This is a genomic window from Helicovermis profundi (genome assembly GCF_033097505.1).
GTDB classification, from domain to species: Bacteria; Bacillota; Clostridia; order Peptostreptococcales; family Acidaminobacteraceae; genus Helicovermis; species Helicovermis profundi.
Map to the genome: position 1 here is coordinate 1,079,955 of NZ_AP028654.1, position 15,483 is coordinate 1,095,437.

12 protein-coding genes, 1 riboswitch and 1 other annotated feature are annotated in these 15,483 nt (G+C 28.5%); of the genes, 11 read left to right on the plus strand and 1 reads right to left on the minus strand.

Annotated elements, in window-relative coordinates; genetic code table 11:
* Positions 1-12: 12 nt before the first annotated feature.
* Positions 13-204: riboswitch (cobalamin riboswitch) on the plus strand.
* 157 nt (positions 205-361) lie between these two features.
* The 3 genes from AACH12_RS04665 (at position 362) to AACH12_RS04675 (ending at position 4,884) form a co-directional block, all read left to right on the plus strand.
* Complete coding sequence (locus AACH12_RS04665) at positions 362-673, plus strand: hypothetical protein (protein ID WP_338536914.1); 312 nt, start codon at positions 362-364, stop codon at positions 671-673.
* A gap of 324 nt (positions 674-997) precedes the next feature.
* A complete protein-coding gene (locus AACH12_RS04670) occupies positions 998-4,465 on the plus strand; it encodes a hypothetical protein (protein ID WP_338536915.1) in 3,468 nt (1,155 codons plus the stop codon).
* A gap of 71 nt (positions 4,466-4,536) precedes the next feature.
* Positions 4,537-4,884, plus strand: coding sequence for a RidA family protein (locus AACH12_RS04675; RefSeq protein ID WP_338536916.1), 348 nt, complete (start codon positions 4,537-4,539; stop codon positions 4,882-4,884).
* A 59-nt stretch (positions 4,885-4,943) separates the two neighbouring features.
* On the opposite strand, the gene AACH12_RS04680 is transcribed toward AACH12_RS04675, so the two are convergent.
* Positions 4,944-6,650, minus strand: a complete 1,707-nt coding sequence (locus tag AACH12_RS04680; protein ID WP_338536917.1) for an oleate hydratase — start codon at positions 6,648-6,650, stop codon at positions 4,944-4,946.
* A gap of 472 nt (positions 6,651-7,122) precedes the next feature.
* On the opposite strand from AACH12_RS04680, the gene infC reads away from it, so the two are divergent.
* The 8 genes from infC to pheT all read left to right on the plus strand — a co-directional run bounded on the left by infC (position 7,123) and on the right by pheT (position 15,385).
* Entirely contained in the window at positions 7,123-7,689 is a 567-nt protein-coding gene (infC, locus tag AACH12_RS04685) for a translation initiation factor IF-3 (RefSeq protein WP_338536918.1), read from the plus strand.
* A gap of 27 nt (positions 7,690-7,716) precedes the next feature.
* Complete coding sequence (gene rpmI, locus AACH12_RS04690) at positions 7,717-7,914, plus strand: 50S ribosomal protein L35 (protein WP_338536919.1); 198 nt, start codon at positions 7,717-7,719, stop codon at positions 7,912-7,914.
* Between the two features lie 26 nt (positions 7,915-7,940).
* Positions 7,941-8,303 (plus strand): 50S ribosomal protein L20, encoded by a 363-nt coding sequence (rplT, locus tag AACH12_RS04695; RefSeq protein ID WP_338536920.1) that lies wholly within the window; start codon positions 7,941-7,943, stop codon positions 8,301-8,303.
* Positions 8,304-8,441: 138 nt separating this feature from the next.
* Complete coding sequence (locus tag AACH12_RS04700; protein ID WP_463671010.1) at positions 8,442-9,797, plus strand: TrkH family potassium uptake protein; 1,356 nt, start codon at positions 8,442-8,444, stop codon at positions 9,795-9,797.
* A gap of 9 nt (positions 9,798-9,806) precedes the next feature.
* Positions 9,807-10,457, plus strand: a complete 651-nt coding sequence (locus AACH12_RS04705; RefSeq protein WP_338536922.1) for a potassium channel family protein — start codon at positions 9,807-9,809, stop codon at positions 10,455-10,457.
* Between the two features lie 8 nt (positions 10,458-10,465).
* A complete protein-coding gene (rlmB, locus tag AACH12_RS04710) occupies positions 10,466-11,278 on the plus strand; it encodes a 23S rRNA (guanosine(2251)-2'-O)-methyltransferase RlmB (RefSeq protein ID WP_338536923.1) in 813 nt (270 codons plus the stop codon).
* 62 nt (positions 11,279-11,340) lie between these two features.
* Positions 11,341-11,556, plus strand: a binding site (T-box leader).
* Positions 11,557-11,945: 389 nt separating this feature from the next.
* Positions 11,946-12,965 (plus strand): phenylalanine--tRNA ligase subunit alpha, encoded by a 1,020-nt coding sequence (gene pheS, locus AACH12_RS04715; RefSeq protein ID WP_338536924.1) that lies wholly within the window; start codon positions 11,946-11,948, stop codon positions 12,963-12,965.
* Between the two features lie 23 nt (positions 12,966-12,988).
* Complete coding sequence (gene pheT / locus AACH12_RS04720) at positions 12,989-15,385, plus strand: phenylalanine--tRNA ligase subunit beta (protein WP_338536925.1); 2,397 nt, start codon at positions 12,989-12,991, stop codon at positions 15,383-15,385.
* Positions 15,386-15,483: the final 98 nt, after the last annotated feature.

The following is a 15,483-nucleotide window of genomic DNA, read 5'->3' on the forward strand; positions in this document are numbered from 1 at the left end:
ATTTTGAAACAGATAATTTAATAAATTATTGGTGTGATAGAATTCTATCGCTTAAAAGGGAAGACTGGTGAAATTCCAGCACGGTCCCGCCACTGTAAGAGAAAAGTATCTTTTGTAAATGAATCCACTGTACTTTGTATGGGAAGGAAAAAAAGATGCGTTTAAAACTCAAGTCAGGAGACCTGCCAATAATAATAATGCTATTAAAACTCACGAGGATGAGGAGGTGTTAAGACTTTAAAGTGAATTCTTTAATGGATTAGTATGCCCTTTCTTATGAAAGGGCATTTTTGTTATATGACACTTATTCCACTAGAAGGTTATTTTTAATATATAAAAAATAGAAAATGGGAGGAACTTTATGTATGAAAAAAAATTATATTCATCATTAAATATTCTATATTTAAAAATGTTTCAATACGAGAAATATATAGATTGTAAAAAAAGTGATGAAATTTTTGAATATTTAAATAAGGAAATAAAAAATATAAATATTAAATACGGTGAAAAATTCAATTTATCTAAGATACCATTTAAGCTAATGCTAAAATATTGCGTTTTTAATCCTAAGTTTGATCATAATAAAGCCACTGGTACTTTAAATAATGAACTAGAAAATGATCTGAAAAATATTGAATTACTAAAAAAAAGATATTCAAAATTATCTGCTTGATATATTTATTGGATTATATTAAGAAGTAAAAAAATGACATTACATTTTTTGCACCTTAATAGTGAAACCGATAAAAAATTTTAGAACATCTCATAAATAATGAGGTGTTCTACTTTTTGTAATTCAAAATTTTGATAAAAAATATATTTATAAAAAAAAGTTACGTAAAATTTAATTTATATTTAAAAATTACGAAAAAAATTTTGAAATTTGTAAAAAAATTTGTTATATTTATTTTATGCATAATTTTTTTGAATGTATTATATAAAATTATGCAATTAACAGAAAATTTTAAAAAATAATTATAAATATATTGGAGGTTTTATGAATTTGTTGAAAAAGATTGGAATTGAATATGGAAATGTAGATATAAATGTGAATAAAAAAGATAAAATTAAATATATTAATTTTAAACTTGCTTCTTTGGGCTTACCTATTTATCAGGAAAAAAGTAATAATGATAAAGAGTCAAGTTCTTACTTTATAGAATTATTTGAAGATATACTGATTGATTACAAGGAAAAAATAAGAGTGAATAATGTTCATGAAATTGGTATTAATAAAAGAATAAATACATTCTTAAGTAATTATTTTGATGGCTTTGATGATGAAATAAAAGTGATTGACGACTATTTTACTCTAGACCAGTATGGAATAGCTAGAGAATTATCTCTTTCTCCAGATTTAGATTCTTTTGTTAATGAATATATTAGTAGCTATAAAATAAAGCAAGGTATACTTAATAATCCTAAGCATGATAGACGGACAACTAAGGGTTCATTTCATATTGTTGAAGGTGGATTAAAAATACCAAGTGATAAAAAAACAGTTCCAAGATTGACTTTTATGAAACTATATAAATCAGCTCTTAACCCACCAGAAAAATTAAAAATACTTCCATTTACATCTTCTCAAAGTGAAAAGGCTAAAACATTTGTTTCACTTTTGATTAAGCCTATAGTTTCTCCTAAGGTGGGAGATATTTTAAGCCAAAAGTACTCGGAGGTACTTTTTGTAGTACCTGGAAGTTTGGTATCGAATTTAGATTTTGTTGAATCAGTTTTTGGTAATGCTGGTGATTTAGGACTTCATATTAATGATTCGTCGTTAGATGTTGATGGCTGGACAGGGCATACGGGCTATATAGTTTTGGCACCTCATTTAACTAAACTTAGAAAAATAGATTTAGGACTACCAAGCTTTAACGATGCTAGCGATATTCAAAAAAAGGATGGAATGTGCTATAAAGATGAAAACGAATTATATAATGACGGTCTTCCTTTTAAAATAACGTGTAGAGATAAAAGTGGAGTGGCAGTTACTATAATAGCGGATAATTATTTTGGATATTCTAAGAAGGAGATAAAAACTCAAATTAGTTTTTCAGCTAATTTATATGGAAATGTAGAAGAAGAACATGCAGGTGGTACAATTGTATATCCTAGAATTAATTTAGGTGAATATTATAATGCAAAAGAAAATATTGATCCGAGTAAATACTCTTTTGAGGATATAAAAATAAATTATTCATCTATAATGGAAATTAATTCGGACAATTATGGTGTAGATAGGACAAATAGTAAAGTAATCTACATTCCTGAAAATGTTGAAATTGACCTTCATAAAACTACAATAAAGTGGGAGTATTTAGGTGAAGAAAGAAAACTAAAACTTCTGCCAACATATTATTATATATTGCCAAATGGAGATAAACTTCATATGGAAAAACATCCTGCTGCTCCTGCTTGGAAACTTGTGGGTACTGAGGCAGAAGGAATTTTTTGCCATAAACCATGTACAGTTTCCGGAGGTGGAAAGTCGGAAATATCAAAATCTCTTAGTAATTCTATTATTTATGGAAATTATTATATTCATGATTTAGAAAAAGATTTAGATTTTGTGGAGAAAATTTTAAAATATGATTATAGAAGAAGATGGAAAATAAATCCTGAAAGAGTAAGACCATCTAGGCCAGTTCTATCGATTGATAGAACTTTAGGGTCAGTTATAAAACTCTTAACTCCATCTATTTATTATACTGATGAATTTAATAGTTATATTATATCAATACCAAATCATATCAAGGCTCTAGTTTTCATGGTGAAAAGATTTTATCAGACTTCTTGGAATGGAGATTGGAGAAGCCATTTTTCTGTTGATACAATTAACGGAAAACCGGGAAATGAGATTAATTTTAATGGAAGAAAAATAAGGCCGAGTTTTTTAAGGGTAGGATTTAGTGAAGATAACTCTTGGAGAGTTTTTAAATTAAGAATGGATTTTATGCCTTCAGAAAAACTTCAAAAGGAAGATGATATTACAGCTTCTATTACTGTGCCATCAAAAATGCTTAAAAACTTAAAAAAAGAGTGGGATAATGATAGCTATAAATTTACAACGAATTGTGAATTTAGGTTTTTTCAAAGACCAGATGAAGCTATTGTTAAAGGCTATGATAAAGCAGCTGAAAAAGATTTATCTAGTAATAATTTATTTGTTACAAATTATGAAGTATTAGATAAAGAAAATGTTAAAACTATAAAAGAAGATGTTATGGGATATATTTCATATACAGATGTTGTAAAGAAGCATATTGACGATTTCTTAAATGGCGATGACAAATATTGTATAGTTTCATCACATCCGAGAATTGTAAATGGTAAAGCTACAAAAAATCCAAGATATCTTGAAAATAGATTTGATTTTATTAATCCTTTACAGGAATATATTTCAGAAATTGGAGTAAAATTATCTAGGAAAATAGGAATAGATGAAAAAGTTTTGTTTCCCGTCAATGCAGTTCTTGCCGGTAGAAGAAATAACCCTGCAAGGCACGAAAATGGTAAGAAAATTTTACCGCTAAGTGTTTACAGCCCTCTTCATTATCAAGAATTACCTGAACTTTTTATGGATTATATTAGCAGTTTAACAGGTAAGTCACCTTCTACAACTGGAGCTGGGTCAGAAGGAGCTTTAACTAAAGCACCCTTTAATATGTTACTTCCTATTTATGATTTAAATAATGCATTACTTTCATATATACTTGGAGATTATTCTGTTTTTACAACTCCGGCTGGTTATATTGGACCACGAGTGAAAGTTGATCATGATATTTCGATGTTAATTCCAGAAATTTGGGCGAGACTTAATGAAAAAGAGAGAAATCCAATAAATCTTATAAGAGAAGGATCACTAGAAAAAATAGATGATTTTATCTATAAAGATAAACTAGTTCCAGCAAGTATATTAGGATATAGGATTACTGAAATTTTTTCATATAAATATCTTGGAAAAATATTTGATGCCCCGCAATCGGTATTTGATGAAAAAATATTAAAACCTGAAAAACAAAATTTAGAAGATTTTGTTGATGGTGTTTTAAATATAGCATTAGGACATAAAAAAGCTGCTCAGGCATATTTTATTGATGGAAGTATAAACGAAGCAATACCTCCCTTAAAAGCTCTGCTTAATATTATGGTAGATGGAGAATATAATGGTGAAAATATTAATTCTAAGAATGTACGTGAATTGTTTTTAAAAGAAAATGTTATTAATAGCGTATGGTATCTTAAAAGACTTAGAAATAAGCAAAATATTGAGAGTGTATTGATAAGGAAAAAAATAAATAGCTTAAAAAATTTTATTAATAATCCAATAAATAAAGCAGTTATTGATGAATATAATTACAAAGAAAAACTTTATAAAGCTGAGGAATTATTAAAATACTTTAAAACTGAAAATTATTTTGAATCATTAAAAGGAATGATTGGGGCAGATATTATTGTTTAATTAAATGCTTGTAATAAACATATTATATTGTATAATAATATAGAATTATGAAAGTATAACGGAGGGGTTTAATGGAAATTAAAAGATTTGAAGGAACTGGAAGAATGAGTAGAGTTGTTGAATTTAATAAAACGCTTTATCTGTGTGGACAAACATGTTCAGATGTTGATTCTATTGAAGAACAAACAAAATGCGTTTTAAAGAAAATTGAAGATTTATTGTTAAAATATGGTTCTGATAGAAAACATATAATTTCTACAACTATTTATCTTAGAAATATCAGTGATTTTGATAAAATGAACGTTTTGTGGGATGATTGGGTTATAGATGGATTTGAACCAGCTAGAGCATGTGTCGAAGCTAAGATGGCTAGAGAAAATATTTTAGTAGAGATGTCTGTAGTGGCTGCTGTAAAATAATAATTTAGTAATAAAAAATCACCATATATGAACTTTCATATATAGTGATTTTTTTATTTTTAAATTAATCCTTCTAGTGAAGTATTAAATAAAAGTTTTTTGATTATTGATTCTGCTGGTAATTTTCTTCCGCTATACATTGTTTTAGTTGCGTTCATTATAACTCTAATATCATATTGACTTGGATAAATTTCTGGTGGATTTTTATCTAAATCAAGTAGAGTATAAACAGCTATAATAGCGGATCTTATTGAGTATTCAACGGTAAATACACAGTCGTTTTCTATTTCTGCAAATTGACCTAGAAAAGCAAGATTTACAGATCCATTAGGTACTACTGAAGGTCTATCACCTTTAACTCTTGGCATAAATTGGCTAGTTATATAAGGCATCATAGCTGGTATTACAATTGATTCGTCAATGTATTCTTTCATATTTTTTTCATCAATACCAAGATGATATAATAATTCTTTAAGTAATTCCTCTCCTGTACAATCGCTCATTTTTTTCTTAATGAAATCTCCTTCATTGTCAGGGAATAAAGCATATGCCCATATAACGATTACATCTTTAGGTTGGTTTTTAAACTGAGGTTGTCTATTAACCGTAAAACTTAATAACCAATTTGAATCTTTTATTGAAATAATACCGCCAGTAACAGTTTTGCTAATATCAAAAGGACTTCTTCCGGCATAGTTTTCAATTAATTTAGCCATTTTAGAACCTTTGGCTGTTATTGTGTAAGATTCCCATTTAGTTTTATCAATATCGCTACAAAATGCTTCAGGGTTTCCAAATGATTTATCTTTTTTAGCAATGTTTTTCCAAAGTCCCCAACATCCACCTTCACTTCTATCAAGTTTTGGTGCTTTGTACATACTTCCAAGTGTAGAATTTTCTGTCATCGAACCATTTGTAAAGAATACTAGATCATTTTTATCTGTTTTAATATATTCTTTTTCAGAGTTATTTCTAATAAGGTGAATACCAGTAACAGTTTTTTTCTCTTCATCAATATCCATATCAAGGTCAATAACTTTTGTATTATAATCAAAGACAACATTATTAGATTCTAACCATTTTTTTAAAGGAAGTATCATTGAATCATACTGATTATATTTAGTAAAAACTAGACCTTCCATTTTACTCATTCCAGGCATCAAATGCATAAATCTATGCATATAGCGTTTCATTTCAACAACACTGTGCCAAGTTTCAAATGCGAACATAGTTCTCCAATATAACCACATATCAGTTTCTAAAAAACTATCATCAAAGAATTGCTTAACAGTAGCTGCTCCAAGTGTTTCTTCTGTAGCTAAAAAAAGCTTTGTAAGTTGTTTTACATGAATTTCATCTAATCCAAGACTATCAAAATTTAATTTTTCACCTCTATTTTCTATGACTCTACATTTTGAATAGTTAGGATCATTAAGATTTAATTCTCTAAATTCATCAAGTACAGTTCTATCTGGTTCTTCTATTGAAGGTATTTTTGAGAACAAATCCCAAGTACAGTCATAATGTTCTTCCATTTCTCTGCCGCCTCTTGCAACATAACCGTCTTCAGCATTACCACATCCATCCATAGCTCCACCACTAACATTAGTTTCGTCTATAATAGTAATGTTTTTACCCTTCATATGACCATCGCGAATTAAATAGTGAGCAGCAGCTAACGAAGCAATACCTGCTCCAATTAAATACGCTTTTTTATTTTCAATTCCTTCAGGTTTTAATGTGTTGATATTCTGATATTTACCCATAAATATTTTCTCCTTTTTTTAATATTAAAATTTCTCGTTTTATTGCTTAGAAGTTTAATCTTTTCAAAAACTAAGAAATTATTTTTGATTACGAGTAAATAATAAAACTTTATTGAAATTAGGTAAATAATCAAAGTTAACTACTTGTGCAGTTTTTGCTCAAAGTGATAGTTTTGTGTAAAAAATATTAATTTCACATCTATCAGTAAATAAATATAACAAGCATTTATTTGTTGGTATTTTGGGACTAGAAATTTGCATTGGTGAGTAGGATCAGGCAACACGCTACCTAGAAGATACTATAGAAATATTTATAGAATTATAATAAAAAAATATTGACATAAATAAAAACCTATGATATTATGATTTAAGTTGATTAATTGGATTAAAAACAAAGTAGAACTCCGCTTCTCACCTTTATGCATGGCAGAAAAGGTTAATATGAAATTTTATGTTTAAACATAATGTTTGTATGGCGGACTTTTTAGTCCGCTTTTATTATTATATAGTACTTTTTAGGAGGTGCAGAACTATTAAGAGAACAGAGTTAAATGAGGAAATCAGAGATCGTGAAGTTAGAGTAGTTGGTGATGACGGTGAACAACTTGGAATCATGACGTCAAGAGAAGCATTAGAAGTTGCTATAGAGAAAAAATTAGATCTAGTAAAGATTGCTCCTCAAGCAAAACCACCAGTTTGCAAAATTATGGACTATGGAAAGCATAGATATGAGCAACAAAAGAGAGAGAAAGAGAATAAAAAGAAAGCAAAATCTTCTTCATTAAAGGAAGTAAGGTTAAGCTTAAAAATTGAAAAACACGATTTAGAAACGAAAGCTAATCAAGCAATTAAGTTTTTAAAGAATGGAGATAAATTAAAAGTGTCTTTAAGATTTAGAGGTAGAGAAATGGGTTATATTAATCTTGGACATGGTGTTATTGAAAGATTTACAAAGGAAATTGAAGAGTATGGCAAGCTAGATAAACGACCATCAATGGAAGGAAGAAGTTTGGTTGCTTTCTATTTGCCACTTAAATAATTATAAGTTGAAGGGAGGAATAATAAGATGCCTAAGATGAAAACACATAGAGGTGCAGCTAAAAGAGTTAAATTAACAGGTACTGGTAAACTTAAAAGAAGTAAAGCGTACACTAGCCATATTTTGAATAAAAAAACACCTAAAAGAAAAAGAAATTTAAGAAAAGCAACAGAAGTATCTTCTTCAGATTTAAAAAGAGTAAGAAAATTATTACCATATTTATAGAATATATTTAAAAGGAGGTCAGAAAAATGGCTAGAATTAAAGGTGCAGTAAACGCTAAGAAAAAACATAAAAAAGTATTAAAATTAGCTAAAGGTTTTTACGGACTAAAAAGTAAAGTATTTAAAGCAGCTAATCCTGCTGTAATGAGATCGTTAAGATCTTCATATATTGGTAGAAAACAAAGAAAAAGAGATTTTAGAAAATTATGGATTTCAAGAATTAACGCAGCTACTAGATTAAATGGTATGAGTTATTCTAAATTTATGAATGGACTTAAATTAGCTGAAATAGATATTAACAGAAAAATGCTTTCTGAAATGGCTATTCACGACGCAGAGGGATTTGCTAAGTTAGTTGAAGTTGCTAAAGAAAAGGTAAACAATAAGTAGTTGTTTTTTAAAATTAAAATAATGAGCTGCAAAGGATAGTAATCTATTCTTTACAGTTCTTTTTTATTTTAGAATTTATTTGATTATGATATAATATATAAAATAAGTATTAATACATAATGATAAGAGGTAAATATGATAAAAACAAAAAAAATAAGAAATAGGAACCTTAATCCTGCACAGGTTTTAGTTTTAGGATTTTTAAGTGTTATATTAATAGGTACTTTTTTACTTAATTTACCAATTGCATCAAATAGTGGCCGAAGTATAGGATTTGTAAATGCTTTATTTACATCAACTTCAGCTGTATGTGTTACAGGTCTTGTAGTAGTTGATACTGGAACGTTTTGGACAACTTTTGGCAAAGTAGTAATCTTACTTCTTATACAAATAGGTGGACTTGGATTTATGACTATGGCAACATCAATAGCTTTAATAGTGGGTAAAAGGATTTCACTAAAAAGTAGAATGATTATGCAAGAAGCATTAAATCAATTTACAATATCAGGAGTAGTAAGATTAACAAAATATATAATATATGCAACATTTTTAATTGAGGGAGTAGGTGCTTTCTTTTTATCTTTGAAATTCATACCAATTTATGGTTTAAAAAAAGGTTTGTTTTTTAGTGTATTTCATGCGATTTCAGCATTTTGTAATGCTGGATTTGATATTATAGGTAATGGTAAAAGCTTAACACCATTTGTAGGTGATGGAATAATAAATATTACTATTATGACCTTAATAATAGTAGGTGGACTTGGTTTTACAGTTGTAATAGATATGATAAAAACGAGAAATTTTAAAAGACTTAGTTTGCATTCTAAATTTGTAATATTTTTAACACTTATTTTATTATCTACAGGCTTTATTTTAGTTTTTATTTTAGAATTTAATAACCCTTTAACGCTTGGTAATCTTCCACTAAAAGATAAAATTTTAGCGGCCTTATTTCATTCGGTTACGCCAAGAACTGCTGGTTTTAATACACTTGATATGGGTAGTCTAAAAGTTCCTACTCAGTTTTTAACAATAGTTTTTATGTTTATTGGAGGCTCTCCGAGTTCAACAGCAGGTGGTATTAAAACAACAACTTTTGGACTTGTTATTTTACACGTTATTTCTGTTATTATGGGTAAAGATGATACAGAAATTTTTAAAAGAAGAATTTCTAGAGAGGCAATAAATAGAGCTCTTGCAATACTTAGCATAGGAATTTCAGTAATAATATTAATAACAATGATTTTAACAATTACTGAAACATCACTTAGTTTTTTAGATCTATTTTTCGAAACCGTTTCAGCACTTGGTACAGTAGGATTAACTTTAGGAATTACTGCTAAATTAAGCATTTTTGGAAAACTTGCTATAGCTGCAACTATGTTTTTTGGTAGACTTGGACCACTTACAATAGTAATTGCTCTTGCTAGAAGAAAACAAAATGGTAAAAAGGGACTAATAAGATATCCAGAAGGAAAAATAATAGTTGGTTAAGGAGACTTTATGAAAAAACAATTTGTTATAATAGGTTGTGGTAGATTTGGTACAAGCGTTGCAAAAAGATTGTTTGAACTTGGTGTAGAAGTTATGGTTGTCGATAAAAGTGAAGAAACCATTCAAAATATAGCTGATAATGTAACATATGCTGTTCAAGCCGATGCTACTGATGAAAATTCAATAAAATCACTTGGAATTAGAAATTTTGATGTTGCAATTGTTACTATAGGAAGTGATATTCAATCTTCTATTTTAGTTACATTAATGGTAAAAGAGCTTGGAGTGAAATATGTTGTAGCAAAAGCTCAAAATGATATGCATGCTAAAGTACTTTATAGAATTGGGGCGGATAGAGTAGTTTTCCCTGAAAGAGAAATGGGAACAAGAATAGCAAATAATCTTGTTTCTGATAATATATTAGAACATATTCAATTAGCACCGGACTATAGTATACTTGAAATTGTAGCACTTAAAGATTGGATTGGTAAAACGCTTCTCGAGGTAGATGTAAGAGCAAAATATGGAATAAATGTTATGGCGATTAAGCACGAAGATAAACTTAATATTGCGGTTAGAGCAGATAATATGATAAAAGATGGGGATGTTTTAGTTGTAATAGGTCATAATGATGATCTTAAAAAAATAGAAAAATCTTAGGAGTATTTATGAGAGATGTTATAAAATCTTCAAATAATAGTTTAATTAAATTAATACGATCGTTAAAATCAAAAAAAAACAGAAGTAATCATGGGATGTTTATAATAGAAGGAATTAGGTTTATTGAATTTGCAGTAGAAAATAAAATTGATTTAGTTGAAATATGCTATTCAAAGGATATGTTATTTACTGATGGTGGTAAAAATCTTTTTAATAAAATAAAAGATAAAAAAATTAAATCTTATGAAATAGAAAAGAAGTTATTTGATTCAATTACAGATACTAAAAATACTCAGGGGATTATTGCTATTGCAAAAATACCAGAGTATAAAATAGATTTTAATAATTTTACTAGAAAGTTTATTTTAATCTTAGATAGGATACAAGATCCAGGAAATCTAGGAACTATAATAAGAACAGCTGATGCAGCAGGAGTTGATTGTATAGTTATTTCTAAAGGAACAGTTGATCCTTACAATGAAAAAGTACTTAGATCAACCATGGGATCAATTTTTTCAATGCCAATACACTATGAAAAAGAGATATTAGAATTTATAAATAAATTAAAAGATAATGAATTTAATATACTTTCAACTTGTTTAAATACTAATAGCTATTATGATGAAGTTGATTATCAAGGTAAAATAGCAATAGTTATTGGAAATGAAGCAAATGGAGTAAGTGAAGAAATAATAGATATATCAGATATATTAGTTAAAATTCCAATATGGGGAAAGGCAGAGAGTCTTAACGCATCAATAGCAGCAGGAATAATTATGTATGAAGCTAGTAAAAATCGAAATATTAATAAGATAAAGTAAAAATATTCTTTAAGTACTTGTTATAAAAAAATCTATATGATAAAATGTATCATATTATATAAGAAAATGCAGTGATTGGGCAAAGTAAATTAAATTTTGTTTTTTAGAGAGAGAATGGTGGTGAAAATTCTTAAACAAGATTAATTGAAATTCTCCCATAAGCAGACTAGATGAACCACAAGTAGTTTAGTACGTAATTCTCACGATACGAGAAAACGAGTGATTCTTTTGAAGAATTAATTGGGTGGTACCGCGAAACATAAACTTTCGTCCCTTTGGGATGAGAGTTTTAATTTTTTGCGAAAAAATAAAGCCGTGCGAAAGAATGAAAAAAAAGTGAGCTTAAGCGAAGCTTAAGGGCGAACCTTTATTTTCATTCTTTTCCCTATCTGACTCGTTCTAAAGCTTGAACAAATTCAAGCTAAGAACGAGTAAAGCAAGGATAAAGGTTTCTAAACTTCAGAGCGAAAAGTTCGCGCTCTGAAGCAAGAAACCAATTAATAGGGAGTTTACTCCCGACACGAGGCGAATGGGAATAGACGAAGTCTGTGAAGTTCGCCTGTGCACGGCTTTAAAGTGGAATGAAAAAAAAGTGAGCTTAAGCGAAGCTTAATTTTAAGTAAAGTAAATAATTTATTAATTAAAAATAAATAGGAGGATAAAAGCAATGAAAGAAAAATTAAAAGTAATTTTAGCAGATGCAAAAGAATCGCTTAAAAATGTTGATTCTCTAAAGAAATTAGAAGAAAATCGAATAAAATTTTTAGGTAAAAAAGGTGAACTTACTGCTATTCTTAAAGGAATGGGAAGATTATCAAAAGAAGAAAGACCTGAAATGGGTAAAATTGTTAATGAAGTAAGAAGTGAAATAGAGAAAATGCTTGAAGATGCAAAAAAAGAAGCTAAGCAAAAAGAATTAGCACTTCAACTTGAAAAAGAGAAAATTGATATTACTCTTCCAGGAAAATCTGCTAAAACTGGGCATAGACATCCGTTAACACAAGTACTTGATGAGATAAAAGATATTTTTATTGGTATGGGATTTAAAATTGCAGAGGGACCAGAAGTAGAAACGGTATATAATAATTTTGATGCACTTAATTCACCAAAAGATCATCCATCGAGAAGTACTTCAGATACTTTTTATATAAATGATAAATTACTACTTAGGACTCAAACTTCTCCAGTTCAAATTAGAACAATGAAAAGTCAAAAGCCACCAATTAAAATAATTTCACCGGGTAGATGCTTTAGATTTGATGAATTAGATGCAACTCATTCACCAATGTTCCATCAAATTGAGGGTCTTGTAATAGATAAGAATATTACAATGGCCGATTTAAAAGGAACTTTAGATATGATTGCTAAAAGAGTATTCGGTGAAACAACTAAAACGAAATTCAGACCTCACTATTTTCCTTTTACTGAGCCAAGTGCAGAAGTTGATGTTACATGTTTTAAATGCGGCGGTGAAGGGTGTAAAGTATGTAAGGGAAGTGGATGGATTGAAATTTTAGGATGTGGAATGGTGCATCCAAAAGTTTTAGAAGAATGTGGAATTGATTCAGAAGTATACAGTGGTTTTGCGTTTGGAATGGGACTTGATAGAATTACTATGCTTAAGCATGAAGTAGATGATATAAGGTTATTTTTTGAAAACGATATGAGATTTATTGATCAATTTTAAATATATTTTTTAGGAGGAGTAAAATGTTAATTCCAGTAAAATGGCTAAATGATTATGTAGATGTTAAAAATATAGATATTAAAGAATTAGAAGATAGACTAATAATGACAGGTTCCAATACAGAAACAGTTACTAAAATAACAGAAAAAATTGAGAAAATTGTTGTTGGTAAAATCAAGTCAATAGATAAACACCCAGATGCTGATAAATTATTAATTATGCAAGCTGATGTTGGTGAAGAAGAAAACATTCAAATAGTAACGGGTGCAAAAAATTGTAGTGTTAATGATTTTGTCCCAGTTGTTAGAGCTGGTGGTAAAATTGCTGATGGTACTAAAATTAAAAAAGGTAAATTAAGAGGAGAAGTATCACTTGGAATGTTTTGCTCTTTTGAAGAGTTAGGATATGATGTAAAGGTAATACCTAAAGAATATAATGATGGTATTTATATTTTAAACGGCGAATATACTCCGGGTGAAGATATTAAAACAGCAATTAAAGAATTAGATGATAATATTATTGAATTTGAAATAACACCAAATAGAGCAGATTGCTTAAGTTTAATTGGTATGGCTAGAGAAACTGCAGCAACATTTGAAAGAGAATTAGTTTATCCCAAAATAGAAATTAATAAAGAAATATTAGATGTAAATGATTTTATTTCTGTATCAATTGAAGATGAAAAAAAATGTAATCGTTATGTAGCAAGAGTAGTCAAAAATGTAAAAATTGAACCATCACCGGACTGGTTAAAAGTTAAACTTATGAACGCAGGTATGAGACCTACAAACAATATTGTAGATATTACAAATTATGTTATGCTTGAGTATGGTCAACCAATTCATGCTTTTGATATTGATACATTAAAAGATAAAAAAATAGTAGTAAGAGATGCTAAAATTGATGAATCTATTACAACACTTGATGGTAAAGAAAGAACTCTTGATAAGGAAATGCTTGTAATAGCGGATGGAGAAAAAGCTGTTGCAATCGCTGGAATTATGGGCGGGGAAAACACAGAGATTTCTAATAGTACCAAAAATATTTTAATTGAAGTAGCACACTTTGAAAAATCAAATATTAGAGAAACTTCAAGAAAACTTGGACTAAGATCAGAAGCATCATCTAGATTCGAAAAAGGTATTTCTTCTAAGTATTGTAATACAGTGGTAGACAGAGTTTGTCAGCTTATAGAAGAATTATCATGTGGAGAAATCGTTAAAGGCTCTGTAGATATAAATCCAATAAAATCAAACAGTGTTAAAATTGATGCAAGAGTAAAAAGAATAAATGATTTGATTGGAATAAATTTAAGCGCTGAGGAAATGCTTAAAATATTTGAAAAACTTGAGTTTGTCGCAAAAATAAATGGCGATACAATAGAAGTAGAAATCCCGCAATTTAGACTTGATATTGAATCTGAAATTGATTTAGTAGAAGAAATAGCTAGAATGTATGGATATGATAATATACCTCTTACACTTCCAAAAGGGAGCGAGTGGGGAGCGAAAACTAATGGACAAAATATAGAAGATATTGCTAAGGATATTTTAGTAGCTCAAGGTATGAATGAAATTACAACATATTCATTTGTAAGTCCTAAATCTTTGGATTTAATTAGAATTCAATCTGAAAGTATACTTAGAAATCAAGTAACGATTATTAATCCTTTAGGTGAAGAATATAGTGTTATGAGAACGTCTTTAGTTCCGAATTTATTAGATATAATTTCTAGAAATTATAATAGAAAAGTAAATGACTTAAGAGCATTTGAAATTGGAAATTTATTTTTTACAAGAGTAAATGATAAAAACGAACTTCCTATAGAAAAAAAATCAATGGTTATTGGAACTTATGGGGAAAATGAAGATTTTTATACAATTAAAGGAATGACAGAAGTATTATTAAATAATCTTGGTATAAAGAATTTTGATTTTGTTGTAGAAAAAAATCATCCAACATATCATCCAGGTCGATGTGCTAATATTATTTGGGGGAATCATATACTTGGAACAATTGGAGAAGTTCATCCGGAAGTATTAGACAATTTTAATGTAGATTGCAAAGTATATTTAGCAGAAATTGATTTTAATATTATTATGCAAATTACAAGGTTAGATGTTATCTATAAACCAATTCCTAAATACCCTTCAACTTCAAGAGATATTGCATTAATAGTGAAAGATGAAGTAACAAATGCCCAGATAATTAAAATTATAAATGAAAATGCTGGTAAACTTCTAGAAGCGGTTAAATTGTTTGACGTTTATAAAGGTAAACAAATTGAAGAAGGATACAAATCAATGGCCTATTCTTTGACATTTAGATCTTCAGAAAAAACTTTAGTAGATGAAGAAGTCAATGTTATTTACAATAAAATTTTAGATAAACTTAAAGAATTTGGAGCTAATTTAAGATAATAAAACAAAAAAAAGGATTTTTTCATTATTTAAAGAAATATAATACGTATGGAATAAGTAAAAATCTAAGTCATAAGATATATAAGAAATTTTATACG

Bases quoted from the DNA above. Each gene is read 5' to 3' on its own strand.
- AACH12_RS04670 (WP_338536915.1), top strand. From the start codon at position 998: ATGAATTTGTTGAAAAAGATTGGAATTGAATATGGAAATGTAGATATA.
- AACH12_RS04680 (WP_338536917.1), bottom strand. From the start codon at position 6,650: ATGGGTAAATATCAGAATATCAACACATTAAAACCTGAAGGAATTGAA.
- rlmB (WP_338536923.1), top strand. From the start codon at position 10,466: ATGAGAGATGTTATAAAATCTTCAAATAATAGTTTAATTAAATTAATA.
- pheS (WP_338536924.1), top strand. From the start codon at position 11,946: ATGAAAGAAAAATTAAAAGTAATTTTAGCAGATGCAAAAGAATCGCTT.
- AACH12_RS04665 (WP_338536914.1), top strand. From the start codon at position 362: ATGTATGAAAAAAAATTATATTCATCATTAAATATTCTATATTTAAAA.
- rpmI (WP_338536919.1), top strand. From the start codon at position 7,717: ATGCCTAAGATGAAAACACATAGAGGTGCAGCTAAAAGAGTTAAATTA.
- infC (WP_338536918.1), top strand. From the start codon at position 7,123: ATGGCGGACTTTTTAGTCCGCTTTTATTATTATATAGTACTTTTTAGG.
- rplT (WP_338536920.1), top strand. From the start codon at position 7,941: ATGGCTAGAATTAAAGGTGCAGTAAACGCTAAGAAAAAACATAAAAAA.
- AACH12_RS04705 (WP_338536922.1), top strand. From the start codon at position 9,807: ATGAAAAAACAATTTGTTATAATAGGTTGTGGTAGATTTGGTACAAGC.
- pheT (WP_338536925.1), top strand. From the start codon at position 12,989: ATGTTAATTCCAGTAAAATGGCTAAATGATTATGTAGATGTTAAAAAT.
- AACH12_RS04675 (WP_338536916.1), top strand. From the start codon at position 4,537: ATGGAAATTAAAAGATTTGAAGGAACTGGAAGAATGAGTAGAGTTGTT.